Annotated in this window: 13 protein-coding genes and 3 pseudogenes; 10 read left to right on the forward strand and 6 right to left on the reverse strand. The window is 70.5% G+C overall.

From position 1 onward, the window contains the following. Positions 1–54: 54 nt before the first annotated feature. The 8 genes and pseudogenes from OG948_RS55605 to OG948_RS55640 all read left to right on the forward strand — a co-directional run bounded on the left by OG948_RS55605 (position 55) and on the right by OG948_RS55640 (position 8,739). Entirely contained in the window at positions 55–936 is an 882-nt protein-coding gene (locus OG948_RS55605) for a hypothetical protein (RefSeq protein WP_331772717.1), read from the forward strand. An 81-nt stretch (positions 937–1,017) separates the two neighbouring features. Next, positions 1,018–1,773 (forward strand): class I SAM-dependent methyltransferase, encoded by a 756-nt coding sequence (locus OG948_RS55610; protein WP_331772718.1) that lies wholly within the window; start codon positions 1,018–1,020, stop codon positions 1,771–1,773. Beyond that, the gene (locus tag OG948_RS55615) at positions 1,770–3,503 is read left to right on the forward strand and encodes an ABC transporter ATP-binding protein (RefSeq protein ID WP_331772719.1); all 1,734 of its coding nucleotides are present in this window, start codon (positions 1,770–1,772) and stop codon (positions 3,501–3,503) included. Before OG948_RS55610 ends, OG948_RS55615 begins: the two co-directional genes overlap by 4 nt. After that, positions 3,500–4,957 carry an NAD(P)/FAD-dependent oxidoreductase gene (locus tag OG948_RS55620; RefSeq protein WP_331772720.1) on the forward strand — a complete coding sequence of 486 codons (1,458 nt, stop codon included), beginning with the start codon at positions 3,500–3,502 and terminating at the stop codon, positions 4,955–4,957. The genes OG948_RS55615 and OG948_RS55620 overlap by 4 nt, the downstream gene beginning before the upstream one ends. 375 nt (positions 4,958–5,332) lie before the next feature. Beyond that, the gene (locus OG948_RS55625; RefSeq protein WP_331772721.1) at positions 5,333–5,962 is read left to right on the forward strand and encodes a TetR/AcrR family transcriptional regulator; all 630 of its coding nucleotides are present in this window, start codon (positions 5,333–5,335) and stop codon (positions 5,960–5,962) included. Between the two features lie 153 nt (positions 5,963–6,115). Next, complete coding sequence (locus tag OG948_RS55630) at positions 6,116–7,561, forward strand: MFS transporter (RefSeq protein ID WP_331772722.1); 1,446 nt, start codon at positions 6,116–6,118, stop codon at positions 7,559–7,561. 139 nt (positions 7,562–7,700) lie between these two features. Further along, a pseudogene (locus tag OG948_RS55635) lies at positions 7,701–8,528 on the forward strand (transposase); the annotation flags it as partial. Positions 8,529–8,556: 28 nt separating this feature from the next. Continuing rightward, positions 8,557–8,739 (forward strand): hypothetical protein, encoded by a 183-nt coding sequence (locus OG948_RS55640; RefSeq protein ID WP_331772723.1) that lies wholly within the window; start codon positions 8,557–8,559, stop codon positions 8,737–8,739. A gap of 66 nt (positions 8,740–8,805) precedes the next feature. On the opposite strand, the gene OG948_RS55645 is transcribed toward OG948_RS55640, so the two are convergent. The 4 genes and pseudogenes from OG948_RS55645 to OG948_RS55660 form a co-directional block, all read right to left on the reverse strand. Beyond that, positions 8,806–9,135, reverse strand: a complete 330-nt coding sequence (locus OG948_RS55645) for a hypothetical protein (RefSeq protein WP_331772724.1) — start codon at positions 9,133–9,135, stop codon at positions 8,806–8,808. A gap of 92 nt (positions 9,136–9,227) precedes the next feature. Further along, positions 9,228–9,946 (reverse strand): annotated as a pseudogene (locus OG948_RS55650) (SDR family NAD(P)-dependent oxidoreductase). Positions 9,947–10,883: 937 nt separating this feature from the next. After that, on the reverse strand, positions 10,884–11,240 hold the full coding sequence (locus OG948_RS55655; RefSeq protein ID WP_331772725.1) for a CAP domain-containing protein: 357 nt from the start codon (positions 11,238–11,240) through the stop codon (positions 10,884–10,886). Between the two features lie 1,095 nt (positions 11,241–12,335). Then, on the reverse strand, positions 12,336–12,842 hold the full coding sequence (locus OG948_RS55660; protein ID WP_406300780.1) for an Lrp/AsnC family transcriptional regulator: 507 nt from the start codon (positions 12,840–12,842) through the stop codon (positions 12,336–12,338). Between the two features lie 204 nt (positions 12,843–13,046). Here OG948_RS55660 and OG948_RS55665 point away from each other — a divergent pair, with 204 nt between their 5' ends. Next, positions 13,047–14,216, forward strand: coding sequence for an aminotransferase class I/II-fold pyridoxal phosphate-dependent enzyme (locus OG948_RS55665; protein WP_331772727.1), 1,170 nt, complete (start codon positions 13,047–13,049; stop codon positions 14,214–14,216). Between the two features lie 913 nt (positions 14,217–15,129). Here OG948_RS55665 and OG948_RS55670 read toward each other — a convergent pair. Continuing rightward, entirely contained in the window at positions 15,130–15,729 is a 600-nt protein-coding gene (locus OG948_RS55670; protein WP_331772728.1) for a TetR/AcrR family transcriptional regulator, read from the reverse strand. 610 nt (positions 15,730–16,339) lie between these two features. Between OG948_RS55670 and OG948_RS55675 the strand changes: the two genes are divergently transcribed. Further along, complete coding sequence (locus tag OG948_RS55675) at positions 16,340–17,230, forward strand: hypothetical protein (RefSeq protein WP_406300781.1); 891 nt, start codon at positions 16,340–16,342, stop codon at positions 17,228–17,230. Positions 17,231–17,310: 80 nt separating this feature from the next. Here OG948_RS55675 and OG948_RS55680 read toward each other — a convergent pair. Then, positions 17,311–17,853 (reverse strand): annotated as a pseudogene (locus OG948_RS55680) (site-specific integrase); the annotation flags it as partial. Between the last annotated feature and the right edge of the window lie 9 nt (positions 17,854–17,862).

A 17,862-nucleotide genomic window follows, 5' to 3' on the forward strand; every position in this document is an offset into this window, starting at 1 on the left:
CGGGGACGGGACTCCTCCTGTCCCCGGCACCCAACCTCACCGGAAGGAGACTCCGTGTTCCGTCGCCTGACCCGGGTGGCCTCGTCCCTCGCCCCGCCGCACCCGCCCATCGCGGTACGCCGCCTCGCCTCCGCGGGCACGTTCGTGGCGGCGTTGGAGACACTCAGCCAACACAAACGATTCGTGCGGGGCGACCTGCTGGGAAGCCAGGTCGAGAGCTTCCATCCGAGACTCGCGAAGAGATTCCCCCGCGTGAACCGCGCGCTGGCGTCCAGGGCATTCCCCTACGCGCTGTACGGTACGCAGGCCGCCGTGTCGGCGGCCACCTTCCTGTGGCCCGGGAACCGGCCACTGCGGATCGCCGGCGGCGTGACGCTGGCCGCCCTACAGAGCGCGCAGTCCGCCTGCATTCCGTTCGGCCGGGACGGCGCCGACCAGTTGCAGCAGGTCATCAACGTCACGATGGCGTCCACCGGGCTGATCCAAGACCTGGAACAGGCCGACGATCTGGCGATGCGGACGCTGGCGCTGGAGACCTCGCTCTCCTACGTCGCCTCCGGGGTGGTGAAGGCCGTTTCCCCGGTCTGGCTCAGGGGTGACGCCGTTGCCGGGGTGATGCGGACGAAGAGTTACGGGGACCCGCGCGCGCATCGCCTGATCACCCGCTACCCGGCCATCTCCACGGCATTGTCCTGGGGCACGATCGCCATCGAGTGCGGCTTCCCCCTCATCTACGCGCTCCCCAAACCCGCCGCCCGCGCCTACCTCGCCACGATGTTGGTGTTCCACGTCGGCATCGGCGAGTTCATGGGACTCAACCGGTTCGTTCTCGCGTTCGGCGCCACGCATCCGGCGATCCACTACGTGCTGTCCCAGCGCCGCCGCGAATCGAGTGACCCGACCCGGCTCGCTCCCTCCCTTGTCCCCGCCCCCTGAGCCCCCGGACGCGTCGGCTGCGGATTTATGCCGGCACGGCGGCGTCCCTTGCCGAGCCCCTTCCACGGAAACGGAGAACTCATGACGATCGAGGACATCGGCTACGGCGGGCAGTTCCGCGGCTGGTACGACCGCATCTTCCCGAGCGGCGCCGCCACGCGGGCCGCCGTCGACGCCGTGGCCCGATTCCACCCGGACCCGGCCTGGGGCACGCTGGAGTTCGGGGTCGGGACCGGCCGGATCGCGCTGCCGCTGTCTCACCGTGTCGGCCCGGTCGTCGGCGTGGACTCCTCGCAGGAGATGCTGGCAGCTCTCGAAAAGAAGGCCGGCGAGGGCGAGGTGACCGCCGAACTCGGCGACATCCGGACCTACCGCGGCGACCGACAGTACGGCCTCGTCTACTGCGTCTGCTCCACGCTCTCGCTGATCCTCGACCCCGAGGGACAGCGGGACGCCATCGCCCGCGCGGCCGAACATCTGCGGCCCGGTGGCAGATTGCTGGTCGAGACGCACAACCGCCCCGGCATCGTGAACCTGCACCAGGGTCTGGCCCGCACCACCATGTTCGTGCCGTACCCGGAGCGGGACACCGGCCTCCAGTTGCACGCCACACTCCTGGCACACAACCGGATCTGGCAGGTGTCCACCATGTTGTTCGAGACCGACGGCACGCACCGCATCGGCACCGAGACCGCGCGCCTGCTCACGCCCGACGAGGTCGACGTCTACGCCCGGGACTCCGGGCTGCGGCCCGAGGGCCACTACAGCAACTGGCAGCGGACCGATTACGCGCCCGAGGCAGGCTTGTTCGTCGCGTCCTACATCAAGCCGGCATGAATTTGCGAGAGATGGTCCGCCGCCACCGGATCCTGCTGATCTCCGGTCTGGTCATGGGCCTGGCCGGTGCGGCGGCCAAGCTCGCCCAGCCGTGGATGCTGGGTCGGCTGATCGAGGCCGTCGCCCTGGACGAGTCGATCGCCCGGCCCATCGCGTTCATCGCGCTGTTCTTCCTCGTGGACGCGGGGCTGAGCGCCGGACACGCCTACGCGATCGGCCGGGCCGGCGAGAACATCGTCTTCGAAGCCCGGCGCGTCCTCGGCGCCCGCCTGCTCCGCAGCCGGATCCCGCACTTCTCGCGTCTGGAGCACGGAGACGTCTTCGCGCGGACCGTGTCCGACACCTCCATCGCCTGCCTGACGATCGCTCAGGCGATGGCGCAGTTGGTCACCTCCGTCTTCATGGTGGCCGGCGGAATCGTGCTGATGGCTCGGCTCGACTGGAGACTGCTGCTTGTCACGGTCGGCTGCCTCGGCCTGGCCGGCGGCTGCGCGCTGCTGCTGGCCCGCCAGGTGCGCATCGCCGCCCTGCGGAACCGGGAGAACATCGGCGCGTTCGGTTCGGGTCTGCAGCGGGTGCTCGGCGCGCTCACCACGGTCAAGGCCTCGCGCGCGGAGGAGCGTGAGACCGAGGAACTGACACTTTTGGCGGCGCGGGCGCGGCGCAGCGGAATCCGGGTCACCGGGTTCGGTTCGCTCCTGACTCCGGCGATCAATGTCGGCACTCAACTCACGCTCGCCGCCGTCGTCTGCTGGGGCATGGCCCGCGTCGCCACGGGGTCGCTGTCGGCCGCCGATCTCACGTCGTTCGTGATGTACCTGTTCTACCTGGTGACGCCGCTGGTGCTGCTGTTCATGTCGATCGGCCAGATCCAGCAGGGCCGCGCCGCGGTCCAGCGCGTGACGGAGCTGGCGGCGATTCCGCAGGAGGAGGAAGTGAACGCGGAAGTCGGGGAGTCGCAGGAGTGCGAGCCCTTCGCGGAGTGGACGTCCGCGATCCGCTTCGAGAGTGTCGGCTTCGCCTATCACGAGCATGCCCCGGTGTTGCGGGGCGTCTCCTTCACCCTGCCGTGTCGCGGCCTGACCGCGATCGTCGGTGCTTCCGGCGCCGGGAAGACGACGATGTTTCAACTCATCGAACGTTTCTACCGGCCGGATTCCGGCACGATCCGGGTCGCGGGCCACGACACGGCCGGCCTCAGGCTCGCCGAACTGCGGTCGTTGGTCGGCTATGTCGAGCAGGACACGCCGCTGCTGCGCGGTACGATCCGGGAGAATTTGACGTATGCGAACCCCGGCGCCGAACCGGTCGACATCGCCCGAGCGCTGCGGCTCGCCAGCCTGGAGGACTTCATCGCCGATCTGCCCGACGGGCTCGACACGGAGCTCGGCGAGCGCGGCGCCGGCCTGTCCGGTGGCCAGCGGCAGCGGCTCGCCATCGCCCGTACGCTGTTGCAGCGGCCGGCGGTGATCCTGTTGGACGAGGTCACCGCGCACCTGGACAGCGACACCGAGGTCGCGCTGCGCGACACGATGGCGGAGGCCGCTCGCGAGTGCGCCGTGCTGGCCATCGCCCACCGGCTGTCCACCATCGTGCAGGCCGACCGCATCCTCGTCATGGAGGAGGGACGCGTGCGAGCGGTCGGCACCCACCGGGAACTCATCGAGTCGGACGAGGTGTACCGGCGGCTTGCCGGCGGGCAGTTCGCCACCGAGGAAGCGCCGGCATGACGCGCGTCGACGTCGCCGTCGTCGGCAGCGGCCCGAACGGCCTGGCCGCCGCGGTCACCATGGCGCGTGCCGGGCTGACCGTGCACGTCCACGAACAGGCCACCACCATCGGCGGCGGCCTCCGCGCCCAGGCGCTCTTCGACTCCGAGGTCCGGCACGACGTCTGCGCGGCGGTGCACCCCATGGCAGCCGCGTCGGCGTTCTTCCGAGAGTTCGACCTCGCGGCGCGCGGCGTGGCGCTGTTGCAGCCGCCGATCGCCTACGCGCATCCCCTGGACGGCGGTGCCGCCGCGTTGGCCCACCACGACCTCACCAAGACCTGCGACGGGCTCGGTTCGGACGGCCGCCGCTGGCGGCGGCTGATGGCGCCGCTGATGCGGCACAGTACGGGCGTGACCGACTTCCTGTTGGCCGACCAGCGGTCCCTGCCGCCGGACTTCGCCGCTCCGCTGCTGCTGGGCCCGCGCGTGCTCGGACACCTCCTGCGGACCAACGGGCTGCGTACCGAGGCCGGCCGAGCACTGCTCACCGGGGTCGCGGCGCACGCGATGGGCCGGTTGCCCAGCCTGCCCGGCGGCGCCATCGCACTGTTGCTCGGGCACCTGGCACACGCGACCGGCTGGCCGCTGCCGCAAGGCGGCAGTGTTCGCATCGCCGATGCCTTGGCCGACGACCTGCGGGCGCACGGCGGTACGGTGCACACCGACCGCCGGATCACCGACCTCGCGGAACTCGACGCCCGGGTGATCATGCTGGACACCACGCCGCGCGGCCTGGTCGCGCTGGCCGGCGACCGGCTGCCGCCGCGCTACCGCCGGGCGTTGGACCGCTACCACTACGGTCCGGGGGCGGCGAAGACCGATTTCCTGGTCAGTGGCCCCGTCCCGTGGGCCGACCCCAAGGTGGGGCGGGCAGGGACCGTGCACCTGGGAGGTACCCGCCTGGCAACACTCGCGACGGAGAACGCGGCGGTCCGGGGCGAGGCCGGCGAAGAACCCTTCGTACTCCTGGTCGACCCCGCCGTGACCGACCCCGACCGCGCCGTCGGCGGCCGCCGCCCGGTGTGGGCCTACGCCCACGTCCCCAACGGCGACACCCGGGATCCGGTGCCGCTGATCACCCGCCGCATCGAACGGTACGCCCCCGGCTTCACCGACACGATCATCGCCTCGCGCGGTGTGTCGGCGGCCGCATACGAGACGTACAACCCGAACTATCCCGGCGGCGACATCGGCGCGGGAGCCGTCACGCTCACCCAGTCCGTATTCCGACCGGTAGCCGCCTGGAATCCGTACCGCACGCCCCTGCCCGGTGTGTACCTGTGCTCGGCGTCCACGCCTCCGGGCCCTGGCGTGCACGGTATGTGCGGGTACTTCGCCGCCCGGGCCGCCCTGCGCAGGGAGTTCAACGTGACTGCCGCCCCGTACCTGGGGCCCCGTGACCGAGTGGCGTAGTCAGGTGTCGGGTCGGCATTCCACGCAGGTATGTCGGGCTCGCCCGAAGGGCCTTCGAGCGAGCCCGAGAAACGGCTGTCGATGGCTGCAGGGTGACGACCAACGGACGCCTCCACCACCTGGATGTCGACGCCGATCGACGCCTACCCGACGACGCCCCCGCCTGGCCTCGTCGCACATCGTCGACGGCTGCGGCCACCGGCTCCCGCAGGAACGCTCCGACGAGGTCGACCGCCTGCTGATCGACCGGCCGGACTCCCTGCGCCCCGCCACCTGACCCGCCGGGCAGGCGGCGCGCCCCAGCCGGTGTCCCGCGCGGGGAGAAACCGGCACTCGGGCTTGACCGTCTGGTTATTGAGTAATAACTTACTTCGCATGGCAGCCCCCAGGAACCACGCAGCCGGCAGCGTGCGGATGAGCGCCGACGAGCGTCGCGTCGCAGTCGTCCGCGCCGCTGTCGTCGAGTTCGCCAAGGGCGGCCTGAACGGCACCTCCACCGCGGCGATCGCCAAGCGGGTCGGCGTCTCGCAGCCGTACCTGTTCCGCCTGTTCGACGACAAGAAGTCGCTGTTCCTCGCCGCCGTGGCATACGGCTTCGACCGTGTCGTGGAGCGCTTCCGCCGCGCCACCGAAGGCCTCACCGGCTACCCGGCGATGCACGCGATGGCGCACGCCTACCACGACTTCCTCGACACCGACAACGATCTGCTCCGGATCCAACTCCAGGCCTATGCCGCGGCCGGGGACCCCGAGTTGCGGTCCGAGATCCGTGGGATCTGGGGACGAATGGATACGTTCGTGCGCGAGGTCACCGGAGTCGACGGCGAGGATCTCACCAACTTCTTCGCGCGCGGCATGCTCTGCAACGTCATCGCCTCGCTCGACCTGCCCCGCGAGCGGTACTTCGAAGACACGCTCACCCCGGGCGGCAAGCTGCTCCACTGCGAACTGTGCGAGAACCCCGAGAAGATCGGCGAGCCGCCCACCTCCGCGCCGTCCGACTGAACCGCGCCCGGCCCACGGGCCGGCCCTTCCGCACGTACCCCGAACCACCGTCCGGGCAGAACTCCGTCCGGAAAAGTTAGTCATCAATAACTAAGTTCGTCGGCAAAAGTTAGTCATCGATCACTTCATTCGCACTCGACCCCAAGGGACGTCATGAGCCAGCAGCAGGCGCGACCCGCGACCGGATCGCGCACGGTCCTGTGGACCTTCCTCGCCTCGAGCTTCGCCCTCTTCATGGCCTCGCTCGACAACCTCGTCGTCACCACCGCGCTGCCGTCCATCCGCGACGACCTCGACGCCGGGATATCCGAACTCGAATGGACGGTGAACGCCTACACCCTCAGCTTCGCGGTGCTGCTCATGCTGGGCGCCGCACTGGGCGACCGGTTCGGCCGCCGCCGGGTCTTCGCGACCGGCATCGGGATCTTCACGGTCGCCTCCGCGATCGCCGCGATCGCCCCGAACTCCGAGACGCTGATCGTCGCCCGCGCCCTGCAGGGTGCCGGGGCCGCCGCGATTCTCCCCATCAGCCTCACCATCCTGACCCGCGCGGTCGCACCCGACAAGCGCCCGATGGCCCTGGGCCTGTGGGGCGGCATCAACGGACTCGCCGTGGCCCTAGGCCCGTTGGTCGGCGGCGCCGTCGTCGAGGGCGGCTCCTGGCAGTGGATCTTCTGGCTGAACGTCCCGCTCGGCCTGGTCCTGGTCCCGCTCACGCTGCGCAGGGTGGAGGAGAGCCACGGCCCCAACAGCCGCCTCGACCTGGTCGGCACCGTCCTCGTCAGCCTCGGCATGCTCGGCCTCGTCTTCGGGTTGGTCCGCGGTGAGGGCCACGGCTGGACCAGCCTCGGCGTCGTCACCCCGATCGCCGTCGGTGCCGTCCTGATCGCCGCCTTCGTCGGCTACGAGCGCCGCGCCGCGCAGCCCATGCTGCCCATGGCGATGTTCCGCAACCGTGCCTTCACCGCCCTCACCTTCTCCGGGCTGCTCATGTTCGCCGGCGTCTTCGGCTCGATCTTCCTGCTCACCCAGTACTTCCAGGGCGTCCAGGGCTACTCCCCGCTCGGTGCGGGTCTGCGGATCCTGCCGTGGACGATGATGCCCGTGCTCATCGCGCCGCTCGCCGGCCCGCTGGCCGCCCGGATCGGCGGCCGCCCGCTGGTCGTCTCGGGTCTTGCCCTGAGCGCGGCGGGTCTGGCCTGGTTCGCGCTCACCGCGTCGACCGACGTCACCTACGCGGAGCAGATTCCGGCCCTGGTCCTGAGCGGGCTGGGTATGTCGCTGTACTTCATCCCGACCGCCGGTCTGCTGATGTCCGTGGTCCGTGCGGACCAGCAGGGCGTCGCTTCCGGTGCCAACAACGCGATGCGTGAACTCGGCGGCGTCCTCGGCGTCGCGGTGCTCGCCTCGGTCTTCTCGGCCAACGGCGGATTCGCCTCGCCCCAGAGCTTCGTCGACGGCCTCGTCCCGGCGCTGTGGATCGGCGTCGCCCTCGCCGGCGTCGGCTCGGTCACCGCCGCACTGATCCCGCGCGGCCGCGCCGAGTCGGCCGACTCGGCGACGAACGCCCCGGCCCGCGAGGTCGGGGTCGGCGTCTGAGCTTGTGCTCTATGGTCCGACCTCGAACGCGGGCCCGAAGGTGATCACCCGGATGGGTATTCGCCGGGCATGAAGGCGGCCTTCGGCTGATCCGGTGCTCCGACCAAGGACGCACCCGACCGGCTCGAAGGCCGTCAGGATGGGTCCGCTGCAACACGACGCCCAGTGGGAAGCGTTCGCGGAAGCGTCACCCTTCCGGGGCGACTGCTCCGCAGGTCCGACCGGTCGGCGAGACGTGCTGTTCGAGCCGACCGACGCGCTGTTGTGCGCGGATGGGTCGGTGACGTCGCCGGTCGACCCGACACCGGTGGTCGAACATCGGCGTGGACACGGCGCGCTGTACGACGCGCTCGATCACGGTCGGATCGACGCGGTGCGGCCGCGCCGCACGCCGGCCGTTCTGCCCCAGCCCAGGGCCGGCGACGGCCGGCTCGTGCTCGCCGTGCACGTGAGCAACCGGCTGCGGCCGGACACGAAGTGCAGCGCGGAGAGGTTGTTCTGCCATACCTACGGGCGCGGCCGAGACCGGCACCTGATGATCCCCGGCCGGCCGTACTCCTTCGTCGCCGCACTCGAGACGGGCCGCACCTCCTGGCGCCAGTCGGCGGACGCGGTCCGGCTCGGACCCGAGGACGACGTCGCCGAGGCCACCGCGGTGCAGGACCGCCGTGTGATCGGGGACCTGGTCGCCGCCGGGCGGTGGCGCCAGGGAGACCCGGACGTCCCGGTCGTCTTCGACGCCGGGTTCGACGCCCCGCGCCCGGCTCACCTGCCGGGCGTCCTGCCGGTGGAGATCCTGGGCCGGCCGCGGTCGGATCGGGTGATGCGCAGGCCCGTTCCGCGTCCGTGGATCCCACCGCCCCAGGGCGGGCCTCCACCCAAGCACGGCAAGGAGTTCCGGTTCGCCAAACCGGAGTCCTGGGGCGAGCCGGACGCACCGGCGGACGGCGCGTTCGACGTCACGGGTCGGCCGGCCGAAGGGTGCGGTGACCCGCGTGACGGTGACTACGTTGACGGTGGGGCCGGCCTCGCAGTTCACGAACGTGTTCGCGAGGGTGACCTCGCGGTGGTCGTCACCCGCGGTGGTGAAGTCGTACGCCGGGCCGGCGATCTCGGGACTGCTCTCGCGCGTCGACGGCCGCCGGATCAAAGCGATGTCCTCGGACGTCGACTGCTGACTCTCCTGAGCGTTCCGGGCGGCGCGAGGCCGTCACCGACACGCCTCGTCCGGCGCCCCGACGCGGTCAGGAGTACCAGGACGCCTCCGTGGGCCGCGACCGTCGGGGTACCTCCCGGGCGGGCATGGGCCTGCGTGCGCCGTCCGCGAGCAGGACGCTCACCGGATCGCCGCGGAGAGCGCCCGGGAGCGTCACTTCGACCTCGATGCCGCGGGGCGGGTCGGTGGGCAGGATCGCGGTCATCACTCGCGTCCGGGCGCGGTGACCGTGGACGCGGGCGGCGGCGACCTCCTTCCCGTCCACGAGGAGCTCCAGCTCCCGCGTCCGGCCCATTCGCAGGCCCACGGTGACCGAGCAGCCGGCGTGCTCGCAATGAAAGTGGTACTCGCGGCTCATGATCGCCTTCCCCAATCGCCGGGCGAAAAGGTCCCTCCACTCCATCGTGGCACCGAGCGGCGGCCGCGCCGGCCGGGGATCCGCCCCCGCGATCAGGGATCAGGGATCAGGGATGGCGGGACGGGGGCGGGACGGCGTGACGCGGTGAAGACGCGCTCGACTTCGTCGCGCTGCGTGTGCGGGTCCCGGTAGAGGGGGGCGACCTCCTCGGCCGAGGCCGCCGGTATTCCGGGCGGGCCGTCCGTGCCGATCCACACGCCGATGGCGACGTGCGCGGCCTGGATGCCGGTGTCGGCCAGTTCCTTGTGCAGGCTGAGTACCCGGTTGCGCAGCGCGGCCCGGGCGGCGTTGAGGTTGCCGAGCATGGGAGTGGGGTCGACCGAGCCGGCGCCGTCGGTGTAGAGCAGGGTGCCCGCGCCGGCCTCGCGCATTACGGGCAGCACGGCCCGGGTGGCGGCGATGGCCCGCAGAGCAGGAAGTCCATCGCCCAGTGCACATCGGACGCATTGGTCTCGGACGGAACGGTGAGCGTCGTGGATTCGACGTTCCCGGCCGGGGAGTACTCCAGGACGTCGATTCCGCCGAAGCGGGTGGCGGCGCCCTTGAGCGCCTGGGTGAGCGCGTCATGGTCGAGTACGTCCGCGGGGAACGCGGCGGCGGTGATGCCTTCGGCGTCGAGCCGGCCGACCAGGTCGTCGAGCTTGTCGCGGTTGCGGGCGATGAGAGCGACGTCGAAGCCGCGGGAGCCGAAGGTGCGAGCGATGGCCAGGCCCATACCGGCGCCGGCTCCGATGATGGCGATGCTGGGCACAGTGAATCCTTTGCTGGGAAACCCGCTGGGAAAGGGGTGGATGCCCTGAGGCACCCACTACGGCGCCTCCGACCGGACCACCGTCCTGACCGTGCATGACCACCGCCACGCGAGCGGCCCTTCACCGACCCCGGGCGTTCATGAAACTCCGCGACCAGCGCCGCCGTTGGTCGGGAACGACCTTCCCGGACGACTGGATGGACGACGCGCGCCCGTCCGTCCCCGACATCGACATCGCCGACATCACCGGGGCTCTGTACGAGCCCGTCGAGTTCGTCATCGGACTCCATGTTCCCGACTGCATCCCCGCGCGCGTCGACGATGCGGACGGGGTGAACCTGTGGTTGTCCGGCGCGGACGCCGGCCACGGCGAGTCCATCGCCGTGGCCGCGTTCGCAGACGGCCACACCCCCAGGCGGTTCAGGCCGGCCCCCGGGACCTGTGGAGCGAGATCCAGGCGGCCTACCACCGCTGGGACGACGCCGGGAGACCGGACCCCGACCGCTTCGGACGCACCGTCGCCTTGGACCGCGACGGCGGCCGGATGGAACAGCGTCCCTGGTACGGGACACCCGACCGCGAACTTTCGGTTCGCCACTGGACGGGCGAGTGGGGTGTTTCGGCGGGGTTCACGCGGTGGTTTGTTGTCCGGGTTCGATGCGCGGCGAATCCGGCACCCGACCGACCGCCGACGGCGATCCCGATCGCCTGCCCGAGTACGTTCGAGGCTTCCGTGGACCGGCCGTGATGTCGCGCGTGACCGTCCCGAAATGCGCGCCTCGGCCGAATCCGGGGATTCTCATCACTGCGGCTCGGTTCCTGTGGTGTGGTCCGGGAAGTCGCTCGTGTGCGGTTCGCCGGTGCGAAGGGGTTCCCGCTCGAGCCGTAGCGCTCGCGTCGGCGCGGCCGGCCGGACTCGGCGGTTCGGGGCCCTCGATCATCGCCCGAAGTCCTGCGTCCACCATGGTCCGCCGGAGCCGATGTGCACGCCGACGCCGAGGGAGGTGGTACGGCAGTCGACGATGTTCGCGCGGTGCCCCGCACTGTTCATCCAGGACTTCATCACGGCCTCGGGGGTTGCCTGCCCGCGAGCTGTGTTCTCCGCGGCGAGGTTCGTGATGCCGGCGGCGGCCGCCCGGTCCCACGGACTCTTGCCGTCCGGGGTGTCATGCGCGAAGTAGCCGCGTTCCGCCATGTCCTTGCTGTGCGCGGCGGCGAGGTCACGCAGGGGACCGTCGTTGCGCACGGGGGCGCAACCGGCCTTGCCCCGTTCCACGTTGACGAGAGTCAGCACGCGCTCCTCCAACGCCGTGGAGTCGCCTGTCGGGGGCGGCTTCGAACCGGTCGTGGGCGCCGGCGTGGAGACGGACGGGTGCGGCAGCGGCGGGCGTGTCGACGGAGGCGCGGATGGTGTCCGGTAGGCGGGCCGCGTCGGTGTCGCCTCCGCGGCAGGGGCCGCGGGCGGTGCCGACCCCGGGCCGGCGGGGGGTTGCGTCGGCGGGGGCGACCAGGGCGTGTCACGGGCATCGGTCGAGGGCGACGGCCTGCCCCACCTGTTGTCGACCGTGGTGGGAACCTTGGGCGGTTTCGTGCTCGTGGGGAGTCGAACACTCGCCTGGGAGGGGAGGGTGCGCTGTTCTCCACCCGGCGCACCGGACGACCTGCCGGCCGGCGTCGGGGTCGCAGCGGCGACGGTGCTCGGTGAGGGAGAACGCGACCCGGGGTCTGCCTTCGGCGGGGATGTATCGGAGAGGCCGCTCGGCAACGGGGGCGAATCGACGACGGCCGGTGGCGTGGGCACCTGGGGGGCCTCGGCCACGTGTGCGTCGCCGCTCCCGTCGGTCCGGCCGAGCGCGGTGGTGCCCGCGACGACGCCGACTACGGCGACCACCGCGAGGATCGGTGCGACGGCGACGCCCGACGGTTGGCGATGCCGCCCGTGCTGTCGCCATGGGCGGGCGGTTCGGGGTGGCTGGCTGTCTTGGGGCCGTCTGTGCCGGGCCATGATGCACCCCTTCCGCTGTCGGACGCCGGGCTTCATCGGGTGTCAACCCGGCCGAGGTCACCCGAATGGGTGACAAGTGCGGGAGATTATAACCATCTCGCCAATTTGTTCGCGAAGCCGGCAATCGGCCGCAGGGAAGCGTTGGCCGATCGCCCACACCACGACCGCGCCACGCCCGGCGCGACCGGCTACGCGGCGGGTACCGACGGACGGCGAGCGCGGTTTCCATGGCGCAAGCCGAGTCGTCTCGCGGTGCGGCGACGCGAGGCCGAGGCATCGACAGGTTGCTGCGGCGCGACGGGCCCGGCGTTGTGTTCGGGTGGGGTTGTCGGGCTGCGGGCCCGGGAGTTCCGGCTGGTCTTCCTGCCCGATTTTCGGGAGACGTCACGGATGGCCCGGGGTATCCCGATGTCCGGGGGTGGGGAGCGGAAGCCTGAGTCCCGGCTTGACCTGTTCGTGGGTCAGGAGGCTTTCGTACCTGCGCACCGTCTTGTCCTCGATGAAGAGCCTTCGGGAGACCTCGCGGTACGCCGTGAGGTCGGCGGTGACCAACACGACGACGTAGTCCCATTGGCCGAGGACGGAGTAGCACTGCTGTGCCGTCGGCTCGGCTCGTAGCCGTGCGCAGAAGGCCGTGTGCTGCGCGTCGTCGTTCTCCACCAGTTCCACGAGCGCCACCGTCGTCAGGCCCAGTCCCACCGTTTGTGGATCGACGACGGCGACTTCGGCCCGGATCACGCCCGTGCGGCGCAGTCGGCTCATCCTGCGCTGTACGGCGCTGGGGGACAGTCCCACCTTGTCACCCAGTTCGTGCAGGGGCTGGGCCGCGTCGGTCTGCACGAGGTCGAGCAGCAGGTGATCGATCTCGTCGAGAAAGGGGAGCGGGGGCACGCAATAAAGTTGCACGAAGCCGGGAAAATCGTCAATCGCATGGACCGCGGTCCGTCCTACGATCATCGACACGAGCGCATTCCGCGCCCGGGTACGGGCATCGCGCAGCCACCGCCACGATGTCCCGCGGATGTCGTCGAAGCACCGGCGGGTGAGCCGTCGACGCCTTGGCCCGCAGCCACCTGCAATGGATCGGAGCCCCCTGTGTTCGACGCTGTCACCCTCGAGTCCCTGCGGCGGCGGCCAGGCGTCAAGTGGGGCGCGGTCGAGCCCGGTGTCCTGCCGGCGTGGATCGCGGATCAGGACTTCCCCGTCGCCGCTCCGGTTCGAGACGCGCTCCTGCGCAATCTCGACGCCGACCTCGGCTACCCGGCGTGGGACGACCACCCCGAAGCGAATCCGCTCAACCGGGCCTTCGCCGAACGGATGGCAAGCCGCCACGACTTCGTGCTCGACCCCGGACACGTGCGTCTGTTCACGGAACTGATTCAGGCGCTCCAGGTCGTGCTCCATGTCGCGACCCGTCCCGGGGACACCGTCGCGATGCACGTGCCGGCCTATCCGCCGTTCCTGCAGACCCTGACCGACATGAATCGTCGACTGCTCCCGATCCCGATGGTCGACGACGGCGACGGCTGGTCCTTCGACACGGAGCGACTGGCCGAGGACGTGGCCCGTCACGGATGCCGGGTACTCCTGCTGGTCAACCCGCACAACCCCACCGGGCGGGTGATGAACCATCGGGAGCTCTCCGCGCTGGCGGAGATCGCCGCCCGCCACGACCTCCTGGTCGTCTCGGACGAGATCCACGCCGACCTCACCCACGAGCCGAACCGGCACATCCCGATCGCCTCCCTGAGCCCGGACACCGCCGCTCGCACGGTCACCCTGACCTCGGCCGGCAAGGCATTCAACCTGGCAGGTCTTCGCTGCTCGGTCGCGCACGTCGGGGACGGCCGCGTCCGGCGGGCCCTGGAGAGTCAGCCGCCCCTGCTGTTCGGTGAGGTGAGTTCGCTCAGTGTGCTGGCCACCCTGGCGGCGTGGCAGGAGGGCGACGCGTGGCTGGCCGAGGCCCGGGCGACCCTCACCCGCAACCGCCGCATGGTCGCCGAGTCGTTGCCCGCCGGGATTCGCCATTACCTTCCCGAGGCGACCTACCTGGCTTGGCTGGACTGCCGCGCGCTGGGACTCGACACCGATCCGACCGCGTTCTTTCTCGACCACACCGGGGTCCGGCTCAGCCCCGGCCCGGACTTCGGACCCGGCGGAGACGGATTCACCCGCCTCAATTTCGCCACCTCCCGAGGAGTCCTCGAAGAAATCCTGCACCGCATGCGCACCGCCGTCGAGCGACGTGCGCCCGGCCCGGCGTAGGTTCCGGTGCGCCCTCGACCTCGGGGCATGCGACTGTGCGGCGCACCCGTCGGCCGGACCGCCGTCGGGCGGCCCGAGGCCTTCGCGGGCTCCCCGGCCACCCGTCCGCGCCGTCGTTCCCACCCGCCTCCGCCGGAGGGTGGGGCGGTTTCGGCGAAGAAGCCGAAGGCCGGGCCGCTGGATGCCTGGCCGCGGCCGAGCGGCGGTGCGTGGCGAGCCGGACCGAGACCCGGCAGTCGCGCCGGCGCGCGATCCGGACGACTTCAAGGAGGAACTCGGCGTCGAGAAGTACGGCGCCGACGTGAGCTCCGCGATACCGCTTTCGAACGCGGTGTCGTCGGTGTTCCACACCACCATCCCCAGCTGTTCGAGCGGCTTGATCCGGTCTGGGGTGATCGAGCCGGCTGCGCGGGCCGGTCGTTGGTCGCCGACCCAGGCCCCCACGGCACATCTCTCCACGACCGGCGCTCTCTTCTCGGCCGGGTGCTCACACTTGTGATGGGAGGCTTCGTCCGCCGAGTACCTCCGGCGCCGGCGGTTCACCGCAGACGCCGTCTGCCGCCTTGACGCCCCATCACGCGAGGAGGCGAGTGCGGCGCGCGTGTGGTCGAACTCGACCGCGCCGGCATGCCATGGCAGCGCCTCGCCGCGAGGACGTTACTCCGGCGTTTTCGTCGCTTTGCCGGCGCGGCGGGGTGCGTGCCCGGCCGCGCCGTGGGAATGCGGTCCCGGGCGCGCACTACGCCGCGGCCACCGGTCGGTAGCTGCACACTCGGGTGGTATGCCGGTGGCGCGCGGCCACACACCGTGTGGCGCGGGTCTTCTGGCAACTCGCTCCGAACGCCTCACATCAGGGATCGTGCTCGGGAATGTGGGGTTCGGTCGGCGGTGGTCGGCAGGTGGATCGCCCCGCTCAGGTGTCCAGGAGGCGGTTCAGGGCGCGGCGTGCGCGGGTCGCGGCGAGTGGGTCGCGCTGAAGTTGTCGGAGTTGGTTGAGGGCCAGCATGATTCCGACGAGTTCGTAGACCAGTTGGTCGGGGTCGGTGTCCGCGGGCAGGTCCGCGGCCTCGACCGCCGTCTGGATGTGTCGACGCAGGTCGTGCTGCCATTGTGCGTGCACGCCCGCGACGGCGTCGCGCACGGGTCCGTCCCGCCCGTCGAACTCCGTTGCCGCAGCCGTGAAGAAGCAACCGCCGGGCAGTACGTCCCGCTCCAGGTACGACACCCACGCCTCGCACACCGCGCGCAGGCGCTGCAGTCCCGGGGGCGTCTTCGGTACCCGCTGGGGCACTTCGCGGGCGAACAGTTCCGCCGCGGCCTCGACGACGGCGAGTTGGAGACCCTCCTTCGCGCCGAAGTGGCCGAGGATCCCGGCCTTGCTCATGTCCAGATCGGACGCGAGCCGGCCGATGGTCAGACCCTCGAGTCCTTCCGCGGAGGCGACCATCACGCTGTGATCCAGGATGCGCTGTCGGGTACGGCGCGCCTCCAGGGCGGAGTTTCGAGGGCTCATGGAGTGCATGATAGCCAATCCCGACCACTTTAACTTCCGATCGATCGGTAGCTATATTGCCCGGAGTCCGTGTCCGGCTTGATCACCAGCCCCTGGGAGAACCCCTTGCCCTGGTCCCGTTGTCAGCGCCCTGGCCCACCGCCGGTCCGCCCGCGTGCCGGTCGACTCCGATTCGAAGAACACGGTGGATACCGGTGATGCCTGGTCGCCGGGTGGCGGGACACGTTGTTCTTCATCCTTCCGACATCCGTGGCCAAGGACGCCGGAGGAGGGCAGTTTTGCGACGTTGTACCGCGAGTCGGTCGGGCGTGCTGCCGCTCGCGGGCGACGTCGAACCGGGCATTGGAACGGGGCGTTTCCAAGGGACGGCGTCCCGGGGCGCGGCGAGGCGAGGCGGCCCGCCGCCACCTGCCCGGTTCGAGCCGATACGAACGCACTACGAGGAACTCGGCGCGCCATGAGGCACACGACCGGTGGGGATGCGACACCACCCGTGGCGGATGTTACGGGGGAACCTCGCGACCCCTTCGAGATCACTCACCCGGGGCTCCGCTCCGCGTCCTCGGTCGAGCAGATCGAAGACGTGCTACGCGAGGAGTTGAGTACACGGTTGGGCCATCAGGTGCACGTCGCCCTGGGCGGTGAACACAGCGACAGGGAAACGGTCCGGGAGAAGGCCCAAGGGCTGTACGACATGTCTCTACGCTATCCCGGTGCGCCCATCGACATGGTCGTGGCCGGAGACTGCGATCCGTCGGACTACGCCGAGAGTCTGGTCGACACCGGCGTACTGGTCTTCGCGTCGTCGACTCTCGCTGTCGGAACCAGATCCGCGTACCTCGCACGATTGGCCCGCGACGTGGAGGGTTCGCATCGTTTGCCCGGCGGCACCGCGACTCCCATGGGCACGGCGGTCCACGAGTACGGCCATTTCGTGGAACTGGGTCTGGCCGTCTCGGGCTGGAAACAGGCGGACACGATGCCCGAGTTCCCGTATACGCTCCAGGAAGGAGTGGGGAGGGTGATCGCCCAGGGGCGAGGCGGTGAGCGACCCCGGACGAGCGACGTCGCCAAAGAGCTGGGTGGTTACGCCACCAAGGCCGGGCTCGGGCACGCCATCTCCAGTACCGACGGGCGGATCCGAAAGGAGCTTCTCGAGCTGACTCCGGAGGCCGTCGGCGACGTACACATGAACGCTCGCCATGCCCGCCGTGCCAACAAACACATAGTGTTCCGCCTCGACAAGGCCGTGATCCAACCCGGCCCGCGCATTGCGGAGCACCACGCTTGGGAACTGGCGCGCGCCCACCTGTTGTCGACTCGACCCACCTCACCTGAGATATCGACTCCCGTGGCAGCCGGACGAATCACCGCCGCCGCAGGCTTTACGCCTCTCACCGGGAGGCAGTTCGAATCATTCCGGGATCGAACCGGTCACGATCGAGCGGATCGCGGAGTCGGACCGGCATCCCGCCGGCCGGTGCCGCAGCGTGAACCGTAATCCGGCCATGAGGGCCTCTCAGTAGTACTCGCCGAGAAACCACCGAAGTTTGCCGACCTGCGGTGATACGACTGTCGGCGTCATCGACGGTGGTCGCCGGGGGCGAGGAGACCGGTGAGTTCGGCGATGGCCTCGGGCGTGAGGTGGAAGTACCGCTGGAGGTTCTCGGCTTTGCGGTGGCGGGACTTGGGCATGGGCATGAGCAGGCTCTCGCCGGCCTGGCCGAGGTGGGTGAGGCCGGAGTGTCGAAATTCGTGCAGGTCCCACGGAGCCGGGCCCGTTCGCGGCGGTGTGCCGGTCGAGCAGGGCGCGGGCCTGGCCGTACGACAGTCGTGCGAGGACGGTGTCGGGCACACGTCGCGCGGCCCGACGACCTTGTTCGGGCCCGGGCGGCGACGGGTGACGAACACCGGTCCGCGGGTGCGGCCCTTGAGCAGGCGTGGCAGCGGGCGGGCAGTGCCCGCGTCCCGGTACACCGTCTCCAGGGCGATGTCCTCGCGTTCGATGCCGCGTCGCCTGCGTCGGGCCGCTCCCTTCGCCCTGACCGGGGCCCGGCGGCCCGCGAGGTCGAGGTCCTCGATGTTGAGGTCGAGGACCTCCTCTGCTCTCGCGCAGGTCTCGTACCTGTTGAC

The organism is Embleya sp. NBC_00888, from assembly GCF_045207655.1.
Classification (GTDB): Bacteria; Actinomycetota; Actinomycetes; order Streptomycetales; family Streptomycetaceae; genus Embleya.

Excerpts from the sequence above, each read along its gene's own strand:
- OG948_RS55645 (WP_331772724.1), bottom strand. The coding sequence starts at position 9,135 with ATGAGCCGCGAGTACCACTTTCATTGCGAGCACGCCGGCTGCTCGGTC.
- OG948_RS55630 (WP_331772722.1), top strand. The coding sequence starts at position 6,116 with ATGAGCCAGCAGCAGGCGCGACCCGCGACCGGATCGCGCACGGTCCTG.
- OG948_RS55670 (WP_331772728.1), bottom strand. The coding sequence starts at position 15,729 with ATGAGCCCTCGAAACTCCGCCCTGGAGGCGCGCCGTACCCGACAGCGC.
- OG948_RS55615 (WP_331772719.1), top strand. The coding sequence starts at position 1,770 with ATGAATTTGCGAGAGATGGTCCGCCGCCACCGGATCCTGCTGATCTCC.
- OG948_RS55620 (WP_331772720.1), top strand. The coding sequence starts at position 3,500 with ATGACGCGCGTCGACGTCGCCGTCGTCGGCAGCGGCCCGAACGGCCTG.
- OG948_RS55610 (WP_331772718.1), top strand. The coding sequence starts at position 1,018 with ATGACGATCGAGGACATCGGCTACGGCGGGCAGTTCCGCGGCTGGTAC.
- OG948_RS55625 (WP_331772721.1), top strand. The coding sequence starts at position 5,333 with ATGGCAGCCCCCAGGAACCACGCAGCCGGCAGCGTGCGGATGAGCGCC.